Origin of the sequence: Mycobacteroides sp. PCS013 (assembly GCF_049532645.1) — a bacterium.
GTDB classification, from domain to species: domain Bacteria; phylum Actinomycetota; class Actinomycetes; order Mycobacteriales; family Mycobacteriaceae; genus Mycobacterium; species Mycobacterium gwanakae.
The window spans coordinates 814316-831987 of the sequence record NZ_CP150131.1 but is presented as its reverse complement, the minus strand read 5'-3'; the positions used below and the strand labels follow the sequence as shown (position 1 = coordinate 831987).

At 65.9% G+C, this 17672-nt stretch carries 21 protein-coding genes; 3 read left to right on the top strand and 18 right to left on the bottom strand.

Going from position 1 to position 17672, the window contains the following annotated elements; genetic code table 11:
- The first annotated feature begins 3 nt into the window (after positions 1-3).
- Complete coding sequence (locus RHO23_RS04100) at positions 4-738, top strand: maleylpyruvate isomerase N-terminal domain-containing protein (RefSeq protein WP_423488695.1); 735 nt, start codon at positions 4-6, stop codon at positions 736-738.
- A gap of 6 nt (positions 739-744) precedes the next feature.
- On the opposite strand, the gene RHO23_RS04095 is transcribed toward RHO23_RS04100, so the two are convergent.
- From RHO23_RS04095 to RHO23_RS04050, 10 genes are all read right to left on the bottom strand, one after another.
- Positions 745-2172: a ComEC/Rec2 family competence protein gene (locus RHO23_RS04095; RefSeq protein ID WP_423489165.1), complete on the bottom strand. Its 1428-nt coding sequence runs from the start codon at positions 2170-2172 to the stop codon at positions 745-747.
- Between the two features lie 104 nt (positions 2173-2276).
- Positions 2277-3071, bottom strand: a complete 795-nt coding sequence (locus tag RHO23_RS04090) for a ComEA family DNA-binding protein (RefSeq protein WP_064408360.1) — start codon at positions 3069-3071, stop codon at positions 2277-2279.
- Positions 3072-3158: 87 nt separating this feature from the next.
- Positions 3159-3995 carry a DegV family protein gene (locus RHO23_RS04085; RefSeq protein WP_030095144.1) on the bottom strand — a complete coding sequence of 279 codons (837 nt, stop codon included), beginning with the start codon at positions 3993-3995 and terminating at the stop codon, positions 3159-3161.
- 3 nt (positions 3996-3998) lie between these two features.
- Positions 3999-4742 (bottom strand): diglucosylglycerate octanoyltransferase, encoded by a 744-nt coding sequence (gene octT, locus RHO23_RS04080; RefSeq protein ID WP_030095143.1) that lies wholly within the window; start codon positions 4740-4742, stop codon positions 3999-4001.
- Positions 4729-5394 (bottom strand): glucosyl-3-phosphoglycerate phosphatase, encoded by a 666-nt coding sequence (gene gpgP / locus RHO23_RS04075; RefSeq protein WP_057964966.1) that lies wholly within the window; start codon positions 5392-5394, stop codon positions 4729-4731. The genes octT and gpgP overlap by 14 nt, the downstream gene beginning before the upstream one ends.
- Positions 5391-5804 (bottom strand): ribosome silencing factor, encoded by a 414-nt coding sequence (rsfS, locus tag RHO23_RS04070; RefSeq protein ID WP_030095141.1) that lies wholly within the window; start codon positions 5802-5804, stop codon positions 5391-5393. Before rsfS ends, gpgP begins: the two co-directional genes overlap by 4 nt.
- The gene (gene nadD, locus RHO23_RS04065; protein WP_057965165.1) at positions 5801-6406 is read right to left on the bottom strand and encodes a nicotinate-nucleotide adenylyltransferase; all 606 of its coding nucleotides are present in this window, start codon (positions 6404-6406) and stop codon (positions 5801-5803) included. Before nadD ends, rsfS begins: the two co-directional genes overlap by 4 nt.
- Before the next feature lie 95 nt (positions 6407-6501).
- Positions 6502-7914 carry a vWA domain-containing protein gene (locus RHO23_RS04060; RefSeq protein WP_064408358.1) on the bottom strand — a complete coding sequence of 471 codons (1413 nt, stop codon included), beginning with the start codon at positions 7912-7914 and terminating at the stop codon, positions 6502-6504.
- A 31-nt stretch (positions 7915-7945) separates the two neighbouring features.
- Entirely contained in the window at positions 7946-8794 is an 849-nt protein-coding gene (locus RHO23_RS04055; RefSeq protein WP_044104601.1) for an AAA family ATPase, read from the bottom strand.
- A gap of 38 nt (positions 8795-8832) precedes the next feature.
- Positions 8833-10137: a glutamate-5-semialdehyde dehydrogenase gene (locus RHO23_RS04050; RefSeq protein ID WP_057964968.1), complete on the bottom strand. Its 1305-nt coding sequence runs from the start codon at positions 10135-10137 to the stop codon at positions 8833-8835.
- A gap of 56 nt (positions 10138-10193) precedes the next feature.
- On the opposite strand from RHO23_RS04050, the gene RHO23_RS04045 reads away from it, so the two are divergent.
- Entirely contained in the window at positions 10194-11060 is an 867-nt protein-coding gene (locus RHO23_RS04045; RefSeq protein WP_075874199.1) for a ribokinase, read from the top strand.
- Position 11061: 1 nt separating this feature from the next.
- Here RHO23_RS04045 and RHO23_RS04040 read toward each other — a convergent pair whose 3' ends face one another.
- From RHO23_RS04040 to rplU, 8 genes are all read right to left on the bottom strand, one after another.
- Positions 11062-11604 (bottom strand): hypothetical protein, encoded by a 543-nt coding sequence (locus RHO23_RS04040; protein ID WP_423488694.1) that lies wholly within the window; start codon positions 11602-11604, stop codon positions 11062-11064.
- A gap of 70 nt (positions 11605-11674) precedes the next feature.
- Complete coding sequence (locus tag RHO23_RS04035; protein WP_070916352.1) at positions 11675-12268, bottom strand: hypothetical protein; 594 nt, start codon at positions 12266-12268, stop codon at positions 11675-11677.
- Positions 12269-12439: 171 nt separating this feature from the next.
- Positions 12440-13063 carry a hypothetical protein gene (locus RHO23_RS04030; protein ID WP_423488693.1) on the bottom strand — a complete coding sequence of 208 codons (624 nt, stop codon included), beginning with the start codon at positions 13061-13063 and terminating at the stop codon, positions 12440-12442.
- Positions 13064-13091: 28 nt separating this feature from the next.
- Complete coding sequence (locus tag RHO23_RS04025) at positions 13092-13730, bottom strand: hypothetical protein (protein ID WP_064408348.1); 639 nt, start codon at positions 13728-13730, stop codon at positions 13092-13094.
- A gap of 89 nt (positions 13731-13819) precedes the next feature.
- Positions 13820-14926, bottom strand: a complete 1107-nt coding sequence (gene proB / locus RHO23_RS04020) for a glutamate 5-kinase (RefSeq protein WP_057968525.1) — start codon at positions 14924-14926, stop codon at positions 13820-13822.
- A complete protein-coding gene (gene obgE / locus RHO23_RS04015) occupies positions 14923-16371 on the bottom strand; it encodes a GTPase ObgE (protein WP_030095130.1) in 1449 nt (482 codons plus the stop codon). The genes proB and obgE overlap by 4 nt, the downstream gene beginning before the upstream one ends.
- 55 nt (positions 16372-16426) lie before the next feature.
- The gene (gene rpmA / locus RHO23_RS04010; RefSeq protein WP_030095129.1) at positions 16427-16684 is read right to left on the bottom strand and encodes a 50S ribosomal protein L27; all 258 of its coding nucleotides are present in this window, start codon (positions 16682-16684) and stop codon (positions 16427-16429) included.
- Positions 16685-16697: 13 nt separating this feature from the next.
- Positions 16698-17009, bottom strand: coding sequence for a 50S ribosomal protein L21 (gene rplU, locus RHO23_RS04005; protein WP_030095128.1), 312 nt, complete (start codon positions 17007-17009; stop codon positions 16698-16700).
- 317 nt (positions 17010-17326) lie between these two features.
- On the opposite strand from rplU, the gene RHO23_RS04000 reads away from it, so the two are divergent.
- Positions 17327-17668 carry a hypothetical protein gene (locus tag RHO23_RS04000; RefSeq protein ID WP_064408346.1) on the top strand — a complete coding sequence of 114 codons (342 nt, stop codon included), beginning with the start codon at positions 17327-17329 and terminating at the stop codon, positions 17666-17668.
- Positions 17669-17672 lie beyond the last annotated feature (4 nt).

The window sequence follows — 17672 nt, the reverse complement described above, 5'->3', positions numbered from 1 at the left end:
ACGGTGCCCACCGACGGGCGGCTGCCAGCACTACGGCCGGGTGGCGAGGCGGTCGCCGCGTACCGCCTTGTCTACCAACGTATTGACGCCCTCCTTCGAGAGCGCGCCCAGATCGCCGAACTGCCTGTGCCCGCATGCCCGGCCTGGACCGTGCGCCAGACGCTCGCTCACCTCACTGGACTCGCGCAAGACATCGTGTCGTTCAATCTTGAAGGTATAGGTACCGAGGCGTGGACCCGCGCGCAGGTTGATCGCCTGGCAGGTAAGACTGTCGATGAGTTGCTCGATCTCTGGAGCGAGGCGATCGACACGGTGATCGAGCGGGTGGGCCAGGATGGACTCGAAGCGCCAGCCGCCCAACTCGTCTTCGATTCCCTCACTCATGAGCACGACATCCGCGGCGCACTCGGGCGACCTGGCACCCGCACCGAGGATCCGGCCTTCGCCGTCGCCCTGGAATTCCTGATGATGAGATTTGACGGAATGGCTCGACAGAACGGGGTACTGACTCTCATGCTGAACACCCCGACGACCGGTTCCGTACAACTCGGCGAACCCGCCACGGCCACAGATAGACTCGCCCTCTCGGTTTCGGACTTCGAGGCGCTCCGCGCCTTTGGCGGACGACGTAGCGTGCGACAACTGTCGGCCCTCCCCTGGCATGGAGATCCGGGGGATCTTCTGCCCACCCTCGGTAACGAGTCCATCCGGCCGCCGCGCAACGATCTGATCGAATGACGACCCTCAACCCGACAATCTTGCCGAGATAACCAACGCGAATACGCACAGCGCTGCGGACCAGGCCAACCCTCGAAACCACCTTCGGCGCCACAGCCATACCGAAATACCAAGCAGCACAGCAACCATAACGAATCCAACCGCTCCCGAGGGCACCGGAACCGCTGTCGACCCACCCGCGGCCGCGTAATCGGCGACGCGCAGCAGCCACCATAGTTCCGGGCCACAAAACCGCAGTAGCACACCTGCGGTCGGCGGTGAGATGACGGCAAGCCCCGCAGCTGCGGTGCCGAGGATGGTGATGGGCGCGATCACGCACCCGGCGACCAGATTCGCCGCGATGGATGCCACACTGACGCTTCCCGATATCGCGGCGATCAGCGGTGCGGTAACCACCTGTGCGGCCACCGCGATGCACAACGCGTCGGCCAAGGGCTTGGGCCAGCCCCGCGCGGTCAGACGTAGCGACCAGCGCGGCGCCAACACCACCAATGCGGCCGTGGCGACCACCGACAGGGCAAAACCGATATCGACGGCAAGACCGGGCGACAGGGTCAGCAGAATCAAAGTCGTTGCGGCCAAGGCGGGTATCGCCTGTCGGCGCCGCGCGGTCAACACGCCGAGCAGCCCGATGGCACCCATCACCGCGGCACGTAACACACTCGGTGAGGGCCTGACGAGGATGACGAAGCCGACCAGGACGAGCCCCGCCAACACCACCGAGGCACGCAGCCCGATCAGCCGTCCCAGCAGCAGCATGGCCCCGCACACGATCGACACGTTGGCCCCGGATACCGCCATCAGATGGGTGAGTCCCGATGTCCGGAACATCGCCACGGTGCCCGCGTCGAGCGCACCGGTGTCCCCGAGCACGAGGGCCGGCAGCAATGCGGCTTGGTCGGCGGGCAGTACAGTTCGCGCCACCTCGACAAATCGATCGCGAACACCATTGGCCGCCCCATGAATTGGTGAGCGATCGATAACCCTGGGCTCTCCCGTGGCGTTGAGCATCGCGACAGTCAGGTCACGGCGGGTGGGGCGCGTGACCACCGCACGCAGCTGCACCGTGTCGCCGACCGCCATCGCACCCAGTAGCGACACCGACCCGAAGACGACCACCGGACCGGTGCTCGGCAGTGCGGGATCCCCCAGTGCGACAAGGTCGGCGCGCAGCATCGCCCGTCCCCCGGCGATCGACCTCGGGTCATCGGAGACCCGCAGCTGCACCGCCACAACATCTCCCACGCGCGAGCGCAAAGGATGGCTCTGCACTCCGTCGCGCCGTATGGCCGCAGCCACCGAGAATCCAACACCGGCAATCAGGACGACGAGCGCCGCACCGGCGAGGGCCTTGTTCAGGCGGTGGCGGGACACGTGCACCGCGAGTGCCCCGACTCCCAGTACGGCAGCACTGAAATACCCTATTGGCCACATGATTCCCGCGGCGGTCGCCGCCCAAGCGGCGAGCGCGGGAGGTACCAGCCGCAGATCCAGGACGGTGTCTTCGGGGTGAACCTCGTTCACCGGATTGGTTCGAGTCACAGCACGACGAGGGCGCGCAGCTTGTCCAGACGCGAGGGGCCTATCCCGTCTACTTCCGAGAGCTGATCGATGCTGGTGAACTTGCCATGCTCGGATCGCCACCGCACAATCGACGCCGCCATGACCGGCCCCACGCCGGGCAACTCATCCAGCTCGGATTCCGTTGCCGTGTTGAGGTTTACCCGCCCCGGCGGTGCCGCCCCGCTGGCTGCGCTACCCGCCGACGGCGATTGCCCGGCGGCGATGATGGAACTCGCCATCCCCGCGGGCTGACCGGGCGCCGGGGCCAGGCCGACCACTATCTGGTCGCCATCGGCAACCGGCCGAGCCATGTTCAGCGTCACGATATCGGCGCCGTCGGCCGCCCCGCCGGCCGCCGTCACCGCGTCGGCGACCCGCGCGCCACTGGTCAACGTCACCAGACCCGGTCTTGTCACCAAACCGGCCACACTGATGACCAATGAACTGGGTGCCGACACAGAACTCGATGAAACCGGTTGCACCGGAGGCAGATGCGCACTCACCGGAGGCGGCGGCTGACGCATCACGGTGAAGACGGTGACCAGCACTGCCAGCACGCCGATGGCGCCCAGGGCAACGACCCCGGCACGACCAGGGTCGGTACGGACAGACTCCAGCCAACTCCGCGCACCGTCTGTCGTCAGTGAATCCGGAAGCCAACGCAACGCGGAATCCGGTTCCGCACCTGTCGCCGCCCCCACGTCGTCGTCATCGTCATCGGACTCGCGCCCGGGCGGTGCGAGGCGTCGGTGCAGCAGCTCGGAATCCATATCTCGACGCTAGAAAGCGCGACGGCATCCGGACAGAGACGACCCGCGATCTGTGGATGAATACGGAACTGTGGAAACCGGACGGCGTCAATCCACAGGTTCGGCGCACACCCCGACGGCACCAGGGCCCACATGCACCGCCAGCACCGGCCCCATCTCCGAGATCACCGGATCATGAGCGGTGAGTAATCGCGAGCACACCAGCTCGTTGACCTTCTCCGCGGTTTCGGTGTTGTCGACATGGTGGATCGTCACCGAGACACGGCGCTCCCCCACGAACTCGACGATGTTGTCGACCATCGCCCCGATCGCCTTGGTGGCGGTGCGAACACGCTGCGCCAGCACCAGCTTGCCGTCATCGTCGATCTGCAGCACCGGCTTGAGCGCCAGCGCGGTACCCAACCACGACGAGGTGGCGCTGATACGCCCGCTACGCCGCAGATGATCCAGCTTGTGCACCACCATCACGCATCGACTGCGCCCGACCGCATCCCGTGCCGCCTGGTATGCCGCACTCAGATCGGCACCGGCCGCCGCGGCCCGCGCCGCGGCCAGCGCGACGAAACCACTGCCCATCGCGGCCGACCGCGAATCAACGACATGCACGCGATCGCCGTACTCACGGGCGGCCTGTTCGGCAGCCTCGAATGTGCTGGACAGTCTGCCGGATAGATGGACCGCGACCACGCCGTCACCGCCGCTGTCGATCAGGGCCTGCCGATACACCTCGCTGAGCTCGGCGGGCGACGCACCCGCGGTGGTGGCACGGCCCTTCTCGTACACCGAGGCGGGGATGGGATCCACACCGTCGCGCAGATCCTGCTCACCGGTCAACACGTGCAACGGCACTAGCCGAATACCCAGCATGCCGGCATCTTGCGGCTGCAGTCGCGCCCCTGAATCCGTCACCACCACGACCGGCATGGGTCACCGAACCCCAAGCTCGGGCAGCACACTCCGCAATGCGTTGATCATCAATTCGGCAACGCGCTCATGTGCGACAAAGTTCCAGTGGATCCCGTCCGGGTTTCCCCGGCCTGAGAAGATCTCCTCGCCGACGGCCTCCTTGAGGTCCACCACGGGCAGCTCGTGTTCGGCCGCCCAGGTCTGGATCGCGGTCGCGGTGGCTTCCCTGCCGGAGTGCACACGACCGTACGACTCGGCGATGTGCACCGATGGCAGCGAGGCGATCATGGGCAGCCCGGGGCGATTGAAATCGAGTGCACCACGGGTCTTTTCGAGATACTCCACGGTGAGCTTGGGTGGCAGCGCCACCCGCGCGATCGGTGAAAGCCGCGGCTGCAACCAGCCATAACCGTCCCGGACCCAGCTCCGCAGCCGCGGTGGACGGATCAGTCTGATCGACTCGCGCAGCGCCGTCGGGAGTGGGGACGGCAGGGAATCCATGCCGCTAGTCGCAAAGATGACGGCCCCGGCATGCGGGACCGCCGCCCACGCGCGTGGGTCCTGGATGGCCGCCCACCACACATCCCGGCAGGTCCAGCCGATGCGCGCGATCAGTTCGACATCCCAATCGAGATACCGCCCAACGATATTGGGCCAAATTCTGGGGTCGTCCGCGGGTAGGCCCCCGGTGGGCCCGTAATAGGACAACGAGTCCGCGAAGATCAGTAGCTTCTTACGCCCTGCACCTTCGTCAGAGGACGTCATTGGTCACCTGCGCCGAGGCGTTCCACACATCCAGGCGCCACCGGATGTCCTCGAATCCGGCGCCGTCGGCCGAATGTCCGCCCAGCTGAACCCAGCTCGCATTGCCCATCCCGCCGAGCACCGGCCAATTGCTGACGTCCAGCCGCAGCAGTGCGGCGGTCAGTGCAGCGATCAGACCACCGTGAGCGACAAGAACCACCGGGTGATCGCGCTCGTCTGTTCCCCATTCCGTCACCGACTCAACAAGTTCGGCTACTAGGGGCACGCTGCGATTGGCCACATCGATGCGGCTCTCGCCGCCGTGCGGTGCCAGCGTCGCGTCATCGCGCCACTCAGCCCGGGCACCGGGGGCAATGGCGTCGACCTCGTGATGGGTCAGGCCCTGCCAATCGCCGAGATGTGTTTCGCGCAGCCTCTCATCGACGGATACCCCCACATGGCAGCGGTCCGCGAGGGCCGTCGCGGTGTCGTACGCCCGCTGCAGATCCGAGGACACAATCACCAGCGGGAGCCTCTTGGCCAGCACCTCGGCCGCGGCCACCGCCTGCGCCCGGCCCAGATCCGAAAGTCCGGTATCCAGCTGCCCCTGCATTCGGCTATCGGCGTTGAAGGTCGTTTGCCCGTGCCGCAGTAACACCAACCGGCGGATCATGCGCCGTCCTCCGCGTCGGCGTCGCCATCGACGGAAAGATCCGCCGGCAACGCGTCCAGGTCCACCGCAATGGTCGGGCAGTCACGCCAAAGCCGTTCCAGTGCATAGTAATTACGTTCGTCTTCATGCTGGACATGCACCACCACGTCCACATAGTCCAGGAGTGTCCAGCGCCCCTCGCGGCCACCTTCGCGGCGCACCGGCTTCTGTCCGGCCCGGCGCAGCACCTCCTCGACCTGGTCGACGATCGCGTTCACCTGACGCTCGTTGGAGGCGGATGCGATGACGAAACAGTCGGTGATGACCAACTGTTCGGAGACGTCTATGACGACGACGTCGGTGGCGAGCTTGGAGGCGGCGGCCTGTGCGGCCAGCGTCGCCAGCTCAACGGCGTCTGTTGCGGCGGTCATGCGTGGACTCCTCGATCTTCCTTGTTTCCGCCGTAAAGGCGATGTTTGGCGACGTACTGCACCACGCCGTCGGGCACCAGGTACCAGATCGGGCGAGCCTGCCCAGCCCGGATTCTGCAGTCGGTCGACGAAATGGCGAGCGCGGGCACCTCGACGAGCGAGAGCCCGTCGGGCGGCAGCTCGGCATGGGCGATGTGATCGGAGCTCAGTTCGTACCCTGGCCGACTGACACCGATGAACTTGGCCAAGGTGAACAGCTGCTCCCAGTTCTCCCACGACAGGATCGAGGCCAACGCATCCGCACCGGTGATGAAGTACAGGTCCGCATCGGGATGCGCGTCACGCAGATCGATTAGCGTATCGACGGTGTAGGTCGCGCCGCCCCGGTCGATATCGGCCCGGCTGACGGTGAACCGCGGATTCGACGCCGTGGCGATGACGGTCATCAGATACCGGTGCTCGGCGGCGCTGACCTTGCGCCCCTGCTTCTGCCACGGCTGACCCGTCGGCACGAAGATGACCTCGTCGAGCTCGAATCGGTCGGCGACCTCGCTGGCGGCAACCAAGTGACCATTGTGGATGGGATCGAATGTCCCGCCCATCACCCCGAGCCGGCGCCGCTGCACTGAGCCGCTTGCGCCAGGAACGTCGGGGTCAGATTGCACGAATTGCCAGCTTACTGGACCAACGACCGGGGCTAGACCGGCAGCAGGTTGTCGATCACCGTGGCCAGCTGCTTGGCCGATCGGCATTCGTGCATGGCGATGGCGTCCTGGTACCGCGTGGCGGCCGAATCACCGGTTCCCCAGTGGTTCTTGGGCTCGGGGTTGAGCCAATGGGCGTGCCGGCTGGCAGAAACCATCGTCGAGAGCACCTCGACGGCCGGATTGCGGTAGTTGGTGCGTGCGTCCCCCAGGATGAGCAACGCACTGCGCGGGGAAAGGACCGTCGGGAACTTCTCGACAAACGTCTTGAACGCGTGCCCATAGTCGCTATGCCCGTCGCCGGTGAACACCTGGGCCTCCCGGGTGATCCGCACAATGGCCTCGGCCAGGTCGGTATCGGGGGTGAACAGGTGGGTCACCTCGTCGGTGGTGTCGATGAACGCGAAGACACGCACCCGCGAGAACTGCTGACGCAATGCGTGCACGAGAAGCAGCGTGAAATGCGAAAACCCTGCCACCGACCCGGACACATCGCACAGCACTACCAGCTCGGGCCGCGCCGGGCGTGGCTTCTTCTGCACGACATCGATGGGCACACCGCCGGTGGACATGGACTTACGCAGGGTGCGGCGCAGATCGATCTGACCGGTGTGCGCACGCCGGCGCCGTGCCGCCAGCCGGCTGGCCAGCATCCGTGCCAACGGGTGCACCACTCGGCGCATGTTGCGCAACTGCTCCCCCGAAGCCCGCAGGAACTCCACGTTCTCCGCCAGTTGCGGCACCCCGTATGCGGTCACGCGCTCGCGCCCCAGCTGTTCGGCGGTGCGACGCTTGGTCTCCGCCTCGACGAGCTGACGCACCTTCGAGATACGTTGTTTGGCAATCGCTTTCGCGACGGCTTCATCCGAGGGTGATGCATCGTCGGCACTGCCGAGCAGGCCCAGCAGCAGCTTGGCCTCGATCTGGTCCAGGGACAGCGACTTCATGGCCTGGTACGCCGAGTACGACGTTCCCCGGGTGGAGTTGTACTTGCCGTAAGCCTCCACGATCTGCGCGATCAACGAATTCAGTGGCAGGTCGCCGGCATCGGAGGCCAACAGGTCCACGAGCTGATCACGCACCTGATCGATGTCCTGAATATCAATGCTGTCGTCGTCGACCTCGACGAAACGGGCACCGAGCGCGGGCGGAAACCACAGGTCGAACAACACATCGAATGTGGGCCGGTGATCGGCGCGGCGCAGCACCGCGCATGCCAGCCCTTCGCGCAGTTCCGTGCGGCTCTGCAGCCCCAGCACCGTCATGACTCGGCCCGCGTCCACCGTCTCCGACGGACCTACCGAGATGCCTTGTTCGCGTAACGCTTCCACGAAACCCACCAGGTGACCCGGCAGACCGTGCGGCGCCAGGGGCAGCACCACCTTCGCGGGCTTACGCGCGGGCATTAGTGCCGTCTCTTGTTCGCTCGAGCGCTCATCAGTTCAGCCTCAGCTCTCCCGCGGCCCGCTGCTGGTCGGAGTGATGTTTGAGAATCACGCCGAGCGTCGACGCGATGACGGCGTCGTCGAGGGTGTCCAGGCCGAGCGCCAGGATGGTGCGCCCCCAGTCGATGGTCTCGGCCACCGAGGGGACCTTCTTGAGCTGCATGTTGCGCAGCACACCGATGATGCGCACCAGCTCCTCGGCCAGCGCGGCCGGCAGCTCGGGCACCCTCTTGAGCAGGATGCGCCGCTCCAGTTCGGCATCGGGAAAGTCGATATGCAGGAACAAGCAGCGCCGCTTGAGGGCCTCGGAAAGCTCGCGGGTGGCGTTGGAGGTCAGCAGCACGAAGGGCTGCCTGCTGGCCTTGATGGTGCCCAGTTCGGGAACCGTGACGGCGAAGTCGCTGAGCACCTCCAAGAGCAGGCCCTCGATCTCGATATCGGCCTTGTCGGTCTCGTCGATGAGCAGAACCGTCGGATCCTCGCGGCGGATCGCCGTCAACAGCGGCCGTGAAAGCAGGAACTCCTCGGCGAAGACATCGGTCTTGGTCTCATCCCAGTCACCGGATCCGGCCTGGATACGCAGAATCTGCTTGGCGTGGTTCCACTCGTACAGGGCACGTGCCTCGTCGACACCCTCGTAGCACTGCAGACGTACCAGACCCGAGCCGGTGGTTTGTGCCACCGCCCTGGCCAATTCGGTCTTGCCGACACCCGCGGGGCCCTCCACCAGGAGTGGCTTGCCGAGCCGGTCGGCAAGGAATACCGCTGTCGCCGTGGCAGTGTCGGCAAGGTATCCGGTCTCGGCCAGCCGGGCGGTCACGTCGTCGATGCTGCTGAACATCGGCGCGGTCTGCGTTCGGTCCACTCGTACTCCAGGTGTTAGGCGGGGCGGATCTGACCGTCTCCGAGGACGATCCACTTGGTGGTGGTCAGTTCGGGCAGCCCCATGGGGCCACGGGCATGCAACTTCTGGGTGGAGATGCCGATCTCGGCACCGAACCCGAACTGCTCGCCATCGGTGAACGCGGTGGAGGCGTTGACCATCACGGCCGCGCTATCGACACGGTCGGTGAACTCCTGGGCCGCACCAAGATTCGCGGTGACGATGGCGTCGGTGTGGCCGCTGGAATGCCGCTCGATGTGACGGATCGCAGCGTCAAGGTCATCGACGACGGCGGCCGCGATATCCAGGGACAGGTATTCGGTGTCGAAGTCCTCCGCCGTCACCGGAACGACACCCGGTACCGCAAGATCGGCGTGAACCGTGACTCCGGCGGCCTGCAGTGCGCCGACCAGTCGCGGCACCGCGACCTCGGCGATGGTCCGGTCGATCAGAAGCGTCTCCGCGGCGTTGCACACGCTGGGCCGACGGGTCTTGGAGTTCAACAGGATGCGCTCGGCCAGGTCGAGATCGGCATCGGCATGCACGTACACGTGGCAGTTACCGACCCCGGTTTCGATGGTGGGCACCTGCGCGTCACGGACCACGGCATCGATGAGACCCGCTCCGCCGCGCGGAATCACCACGTCGACAAGGCCGCGGGCCTGGATGAGGTGGGTCACCGTCGCCCGGTCCCGGCTGTCGAGCAGCTGCACGGTATCGGCGGGCAGCCCACTGGCGATCAGCGATTCACGCAGCACCCGCACGAGTTCGGTATTGGAGGTTGCGGCCGAGGAGCTGCCACGCAGCAGCACCGCGTTGCCCGACTTGAGCGTCAAGCCGAATGCGTCGACCGTGACGTTCGGGCGCCCTTCGTAGACCATGCCGACCACCCCGAGCGGCACTCTGACCTGACGCAGCCGCAATCCATTGGGCCGGGTGGAGCCCCGCAGCACCTCGCCGACGGGGTCCGGCAGGCCCGCGACCTGACGCAGTCCCTCGGCAATACCGACGATCCGGCGATCGTCCAGCGCGAGCCGATCAAGCATGGCCTCACCGATACCGGCATCGCGTGCGCGCCGCAGGTCATCGGCATTGGCCGCGATGATCGAGGCGGTGGCGCCCACGATCGCGTCGGCCGCCGCCAGCAGTGCGGAATTCTTGGTATCGGCGGTCAGCCTGGCCAGGTCGCGGGCCGCGACCCGTGCCCGCCGGGCGGCATCATGAACGTCCGCGCGCAGATCCGTGGCGACGCCGGAGACGTCCGCCGTGGGTGCGGCCAACTCGTTGGTTGAAACGCTCATCGTGTCAGGGTATCCGGGTGCCCGAAATGTAGCTGCGCCAGGACTAGCCTAGTCGGGTGACTGAGTTAGCCACGGTATGTGTCCTCGGCAGCGTCAACATGGATTTGACGTTGCGGGTGGAGGAGCTGCCCGCCCCGGGCGCGACGGTGCTGGCGACGTCGGCCCTGCCCGCCCCGGGCGGTAAGGGCGCCAATCAAGCCGTCGCCGCGGCGCGCGCGGGCGCCTCGGTGCAGTTCATCGGCGCCGTGGGCTCTGACGGTGCCGCACCAATGCTGCGATCTCACCTGGCAGACAACAACATTGGCCTAGACGGGCTCGTCGAGGTCGACGGGCCCAGCGGAATGGCCGCCATCACCGTGGAGGACTCCGGCGAGAACAGCATCGTGGTGGCACCCGGCGCCAACAGCGCGTTCACCTTGGATGAGAAGCTGCACAAGGACATCATCTGTTCGCACGATGTGTTGCTGTGCCAGCTGGAGATCCCGGTGCAGGTCGCGCTGACAGCGGCGCGGTGGGCCGCCGAGGCCGGAAAGCAATTCGTACTCAACGCCTCGCCAGCCCCTGTGCGCTCCCCGGACCTGGCCGAGCTGGCCTTTCGTGCGAGCGTGGTCGTCGTCAACGAGACCGAGGCCAAATCCTGGCTGTACCCGTCGCGGCACCTGGTGACCACCCTGGGCGACGAGGGATCGCGCTACCGCAGCCCTCAGGGTGAGATCACGGTTCCGTCGTATCCGGTGCGCCCCCTGGACACCACCGGCGCCGGCGATGTGTTCGCCGGTGTGCTGGCGGCCTGGTGGCCGCACGGAGCCGAGACGGCGCTGCGCCGGGCCAATGTGGCCGGTGCGCTTGCCACCCTGCGCTCAGGCGCCGGGAACTGCGCGCCGTCGGCCGCCAGGATCGAGCTGTCGCTCAAGGGGGCCTGAATCAGCGGACCGTCAGCACGGGGTTGCAGTAGCGCCAGGCGTCACGCTCGTAGGTCAGATACCAGTCGGAGGTGGTGGTCTTGGGCGCGTCGCTGCCCCACACCGACGACGTGGTCACCGTCGCCGTCGCGTTCTTGGCCTCGATGACGTTGACCTTGTCGATGTTGGTGACTGTCAGGTGCGCGTTCTCGCGCACTACCTGCACCGATGCCTGCCGGAAGGCGGCGGCGTCCTTGCGCTTGGCGGCGTCGAGCAGCTGATCGAGGGTCCCTTGCGAGAGCTTGGGGAACTTGGCGCACAGGTCCGACGGCTTGACGAAGTCGTCCCACGTGGGGATTCGCGACTCGTTGTTCGCCATTTCGCGATCGCGATACTTATCGCAGGTCAGGTCGCCGATCTTGTTGGTGTCGACATCGTTGTAGGCCTTTTCCCAGGCCCGCACATGTTCTGTCACCGCGTCGCGGTTGGGTGCCGCGTCGGCAATGGGAACGACGAAAGTTGCCAGTGCGGCAGCCGCTGCGGTGACGACGAGCGTGCGCTTCACGGTTCCCTCCCCTGGTTGGCAGTACTTCATGACGTTATCGCCGCAGGACACCGGGTCCGTTACGTGTGGGCTAGGCACCGCCGGTCGGCGGCGCGCAGTCCAGCCACTTTCCGTCTTCCTTGACGTACTTGACGGTCTGCTTCTCCTCGGAAGGTGTCTTGTTCCCGGAGGTGGTGGTGATCGTGATGTCTGCGGTGGCCTGGTCGCCCTTGATTTCGATGTTCTGGACATCGGTGACCTTGACGGTGATGAGCGATTTCAGCAGATTGCGCATCGCCGCTTGATACGCCTGCTCATCCTGGGCGACGAGGCTGTCGACCACGGCGTTGATGACGTCTTGCGGCACCGTCGGGAACTTCTGGGCCAGCAACCCCCGCAACGCATCGCCCGCACCGGGCACCGTGGCGATCTCAGGCGGTGCGATTTCGCTCATGGGCGGGATGGGCGGTCCGCTCTGGGCGGTCGCATCCCGATACTTGGCGCACTTGGTCTCGGCCAGCTTCGCGAAGTCGAAGCTGGCGGTGTAGGTGTTCTGCTGCGCAATCAGCGCCTTGATCTGATTCTCGTCGCGCGCGGTCGCGAGCGCCTCAGCGTTGGGCTGACCGTCTCCGTCCACCGTTTGCGTACACCCCACACCACCGAACAACAGTGCCACCAACAGCACCGCTCCGGTCCATCTCCGGCAAACCATGACAACCCTCGCTCGTATCGCCCACTCGTCTCCGAGCTAATTTCTATCAGTACAGATCAGCTCGTGCACCCTCACCGAGCAAACTTACCAGTGAATACGGTGCGCGGATCGTGCTCATGGGCGCCCCGGCCGAGCGGGAGCTTCTTAGCCCTCGGCGCCGGTCAGAGCCTCCAGCAGAGGCTCGTCGTTACCGATCGCCGTCTCAGTCTGCGTCGCTTCGGGTGTGCAGTCCTTCCAGAAGCCGTCCTCGTGCACGAACTTCCTCGGCTCGTTCCCGCGTCCAATGGTGTTACGGAACGCGATGGTCGCCTTGGCGGTATCGCCGGTCACCGTCACCTTGCTGACCTTGAAGGTCAGGTGCGCGAAGGTCTCCACCCAGAAACGGTGCCAGGCCGCCGACAGCGCCTGCTGGTCCTGGTTGTCCACCGCGGTCACAAAGTCCTCGACGGCGGTATCCGAGGCGAGCGGGAACACCTCGTGAACCTTCGCGCGCAGCTTCTTGAGGTTGGCCCCCTCCAGCCGGCCGACCTCTGGCGGGGTGAAGGACTGCTCCCAATTCGATTCGATCTTGTCCCGGACATCGGCGCAGAAGTACGACGCGTACTGGATCGCATCTACCGCCTGCAATGCCGAAAGCCGTCCGGCGGTGACATCCCGGATCTCGGTCTCATCGGCCGGCGCGGCACTTGCGACCGCGGTCTGTGCGACCAGCCCGATGGCTACGAAAAACGCGGCCAACCATGTGAAGACGCTCCTTGACACGATCATTGTCCTCCGATCTGGAATTTTCTCGTCCCTATCCCGCGGCACGCACATCGTCGATCGCACCGAGAAGCCCTTGGGGCGCTTCGCCCTTCAATGACGGCACCGCCGAGTCGGATTCCGCGGGAGGCGCCGTGCAGTCCTTCCAGTCGCCGTCCTCGCGAAGGAACTGCCATTGGACCGTGCCCGAGGCCCTGCCCAATCTGGCTTGAACCGTCACGTCCGCCTGGTCGCCGGTGATCTCCACCTGTCGCACCCGATAGGAGTAGTGGGAGAACTCTTCCCGAAGAATCCCCAGCCACGTCCGGTGATACGCGTCGCGGTCGCCGTCGGCAACGGCTTCGACGAAAGCATTGATCGCGGCATCCGACACCGACGGGAAGTTCTTGCGCAGCACCGACGTCAGACGCTTCGAGTTGGCGCCCTCAAGGTCCTCAAAGGGCGGCGGCGTGATGTTGCGTTGCATCCACGCTTCGTATGCGTCGCGGTGCTCGGCGCAGAAACTCTGCGCGTAGGCGGCAGGATCGAGCGCCCGCAGCGCGGTCAGCTCGGCGGCGACAACCTGCCGGATCTGGCTTTCGTCCGTCGATGTCGCGGCGGCAACTGCCGGCGGGCTCAGCACTCCAAGCACGAGTGCCACCGCACTCACGAATCCGGTGAATCGCCTAGCCATCGATAGCCTCCCCAAGCTGTGAACCAGCTGACAAGTTCTATCAGGCGCGGTTGCGATGCGCCACTCTTTCGAGCAAATGCGCGAAGCGCTCAGGTGACGAGGTCGTCGGCGTGTACGGCCGGGCGCCGCAGGTCCTCGGGCAGCTCACCGCTGGATCGGCCCAGCATGGTCGCCAATTCGGCCGCGTCATAGGCCACCACGCCACGGCCGACCATGGCGCCCTCGGCATCGCGAAGTTCGACGACATCGCCGCCGTGGAAGCGCCCGGATACCTCGGTGATCCCGGCGGGCAGCAACGAACGTCGTGAGGCCACCACCGCGCGTACGGCGCCCTCGTCCAGGGTCAGCGATCCGGTCGCCTCGGCCGCGTACCGCACCCAGAACTTGCGCGACGACATGCGTTGCGGTCGCGCGGCGAAGACCGTTCCGCAGGAGCCGTCCCCCAACGCGGCCGCCGCCTCCGTCGCCGAAGCCAGCAGCACCGGGACACCGGCGTCGGCGGCCAGTAACGCCGAGGAGAGTTTCGAGGCCATTCCCCCGGTGCCACGGGAACCACCCGGCCCGGCGATCACACCGTCCAGATCTTCCGGATCGGCCACCTCAGAAATGAAGCGGGCGTTCCCCTTTCGAGGATCAGAGTCGTAAAGCCCGTCGATATCGGAGAGCAAGATGAGCGCGTCGGCACCCACGAGATGGGCGACGAGCGCCGACAGCCGATCGTTGTCACCGAAGCGAATCTCGTTGGTGGCCACGGTGTCGTTCTCGTTCACGACAGCGACCGCGTGCAGCGCGCGCAGCTTGTCGAGCGTGCGCTGCGCGTTGGTGTGATGTACGCGCATCGAAATGTCGTGTGCCGTCAACAGCACCTGGCCCACGGTGCGCTGATAGCGCGCGAACGCCGCGCTCCAGGCACTGATGAGCGCAACCTGTCCCGCGCTGGCCGCCGCCTGTTTGGTCGCCAGATCTGTTGGGCGCTTGGTCAGTCCAAGCGGAACCATGCCGGCCGCGATGGCTCCCGAAGAGACGATCACCACATCGGATCCGGCCTTCATCCGGCCCTCGATGGCCTCGACGAGGTATTCCATCCGGTCGGCACTGAATGTTCCGGTCGCATCGGTGAGGGCAGCGGTGCCGACCTTCACCACGACGGTGCGTGCCGCCTGAATTGCCTGGCGCGCGTGCACACCTGTGGTCACTCCGGCTCCACCTGCCCGCGGCGTACCCTCCGGGCCTGTCGGCGCTCGGCCGCGCCCACACGGTCGGTCTTGTCGATACGGGCATCGGTGCCGCGCCCACTCATGGTCACATCGACACCCGCCGGGGTCTGTGGCTCCCAGTCAAAGGTCATATCGCCGATGGTCACCGCGCAGCCGGGCTGTGCCCCCAGCTTGAGCAGCTTGTCTTCCACTCCCAGGCGTGCCAGCCGGTCACCGAGATAGCCGACGGCCTCGTCGTTTTCGAAGTTGGTCTGACGGATCCAACGCTCGGGGCGCACTCCTCGGACCACGAACCCACCGGGGTTCTGCGGGTCGGGAGTCACCGAGAAGCCACTCTCGTCGACCGGGATGGGCCGAATGACGGGGCGGGTCTTCACCGGCGCGGGCTGTGCCGCGCGAGCCGCCTCGATCATCTCCCACAGCGCGAAGGTCAACGGACGCAATCCATCACGGGTCAGCGTGGACACCTTGAACACCGGCCAACCACGCTTGGAGACCTCTTCGGTGACGAAGTCGGCAAGCTCAGCAGCTTCGGGCACGTCAACCTTGTTGAGCACCACCGCGCGAGGCCGGTCGGCCAGATCACCCAGCACAGAATCAGCTTGCAACGTCGGCTGGTACCGCGCCAACTCATTTTCCAGGGCGTCGATATCGGAGACGGGGTCGCGGCCCGGCTCCAGTGTCGCGCAGTCGACGACATGAACCAGCACTGCGCAGCGCTCGATGTGCCGCAGGAACTCCAGACCCAGTCCGCGCCCGTCGGCAGCGCCGGGAATCAAGCCGGGGACATCGGCCATCACAAAGGAGTGCTCGCCGGTGGTGACCACGCCCAGGTTGGGCACCAATGTCGTGAACGGATAGTCGGCGATCTTTGGCTTGGCCGCAGAAAGGACCGAGACCAGCGAGGACTTACCGGCCGACGGAAATCCGACCAGCCCGACATCGGCGACGGTTTTCAGTTCGAGGGTGAGATCGGCTTCGGCACCGGCCTCACCGAGCAGGGCAAATCCGGGGGCCTTGCGGGCCCGGGACGCCAATGCGGCGTTCCCCAACCCGCCCCGGCCACCGGCGACCGCGTCGAAACGTGTACCGGCCCCGACCAAGTCGGCGAGGATACGGCCGTCATCGTCGAGCACCACGGTGCCGTCGGGCACCTTGAGGATCAGGTCGTCGCCGTTGGCGCCGCTGCGGTGGCCACCCATGCCCTGCGAGCCGTTGGGTGCCTGCACGTGCGGATGAAAGTGGAAGTCCAGCAGGGTATGCACCTGCGGGTCCACTTCCAGAATTACGCTGCCGCCGCGACCGCCGTTACCGCCATCAGGCCCGCCGAGTGGTTTGAACTTCTCACGGTGCACCGAAGCGCAGCCGTGACCACCGGTACCTGCCTTGGCATGGATGACAACGCGGTCAACAAAACGAGGCATGAAGCCTCCTTCACACTGTCCTGCGTCCGGTCATACACCGAACACAGAACACCAATTAAGCGTCGACCGGGAGGATGTTGACGACCCGGCGACCACGGCGTGCGCCGAACTCGACGGTGCCCGCGGAGGTCGCGAACAGGGTGTCATCGCCGCCACGCCCGACATTCACGCCGGGGTGGAAGTGGGTGCCGCGCTGACGGACCAGGATCTCGCCGGCCTTGACGAGCTGGCCACCGAACCGCTTGACGCCGAGCCGCTGTGCGGCGGAGTCACGACCGTTGCGCGAGCTGGACGCGCCCTTCTTGTGTGCCATGTGTCAGACGCTCCTACTTGATTCCGGTGACCTTGAGCACGGTCAGCCGCTGACGGTGACCCTGCCGCTTGTGGTAGCCGGTCTTGTTCTTGAACTTGTGGATGCGGATCTTCGGGCCCTTGGTGTGCTCGACGATCTCGCCGGTCACCGAGACCTTGGCCAGCTTGTCGGCGTCGGTGGTGACGGTGGCGCCGTCCACGACCAGGGCGACGGGCAGCTGCACCGAGGAGCCGGGCTCCGACTCGATCTTCTCGACCTTGACCAGGTCACCAACGGCAACCTTGTACTGCTTGCCGCCGGTCTTGACGATTGCGTAGGTCGCCATCGTTGCGTCTACCTCTGCTCTGCTGTTCGGACGCGCGCAACCAGGTCGGCTGACGCATCTGGATCGTGGGGCGGGCCCGCTCGGTTGTTCCACTGGGCCACATGCCGCGGGCCGGAAGCCTCGTGACAACTGCTCAAGGCTACGTGACCAGCGGGCTAAGGGTCAAACCGACACCCTCCGTGCGGCACTCTCGCAACCCGTTCGCACTCTCACGAGCCGTGATCGGCACTACACTCACCTCACCGAGCCCGGGACGTCGCTGATCAACCCTATAGGTCAGCCGGCGATCAGCTCCTCTGAGTGCGGAGGTAACGACGGTGCGCATGATCCGGCGCTATCTCTCGGCCGCCCTGGTCGCAGCCCTGCCCGTGTTGAGCCTGACCGCGGCACCGCCCTCCACCGCCGACTGCGTGAACGCCAACGGCACCACCTTGTGCGCACAAGGCGATGTGCGCGGCGGTGGCAGCACCACCTCGTCGACGCCGTATGTCCCCTACCCCTGCGAAAACGACTGGTACTGCGACAACTGGGGAATGGACGTCATCCTCGGATCCGAATACAGACCCCCCACCGTCAATCCGTCGCCACCGCCCGATTTCGGGCGCCCCGGCCGACCGGGAGGCGGTGGCGGAGGAGGCGGCATCGTCGGTCCACGTTGATCAA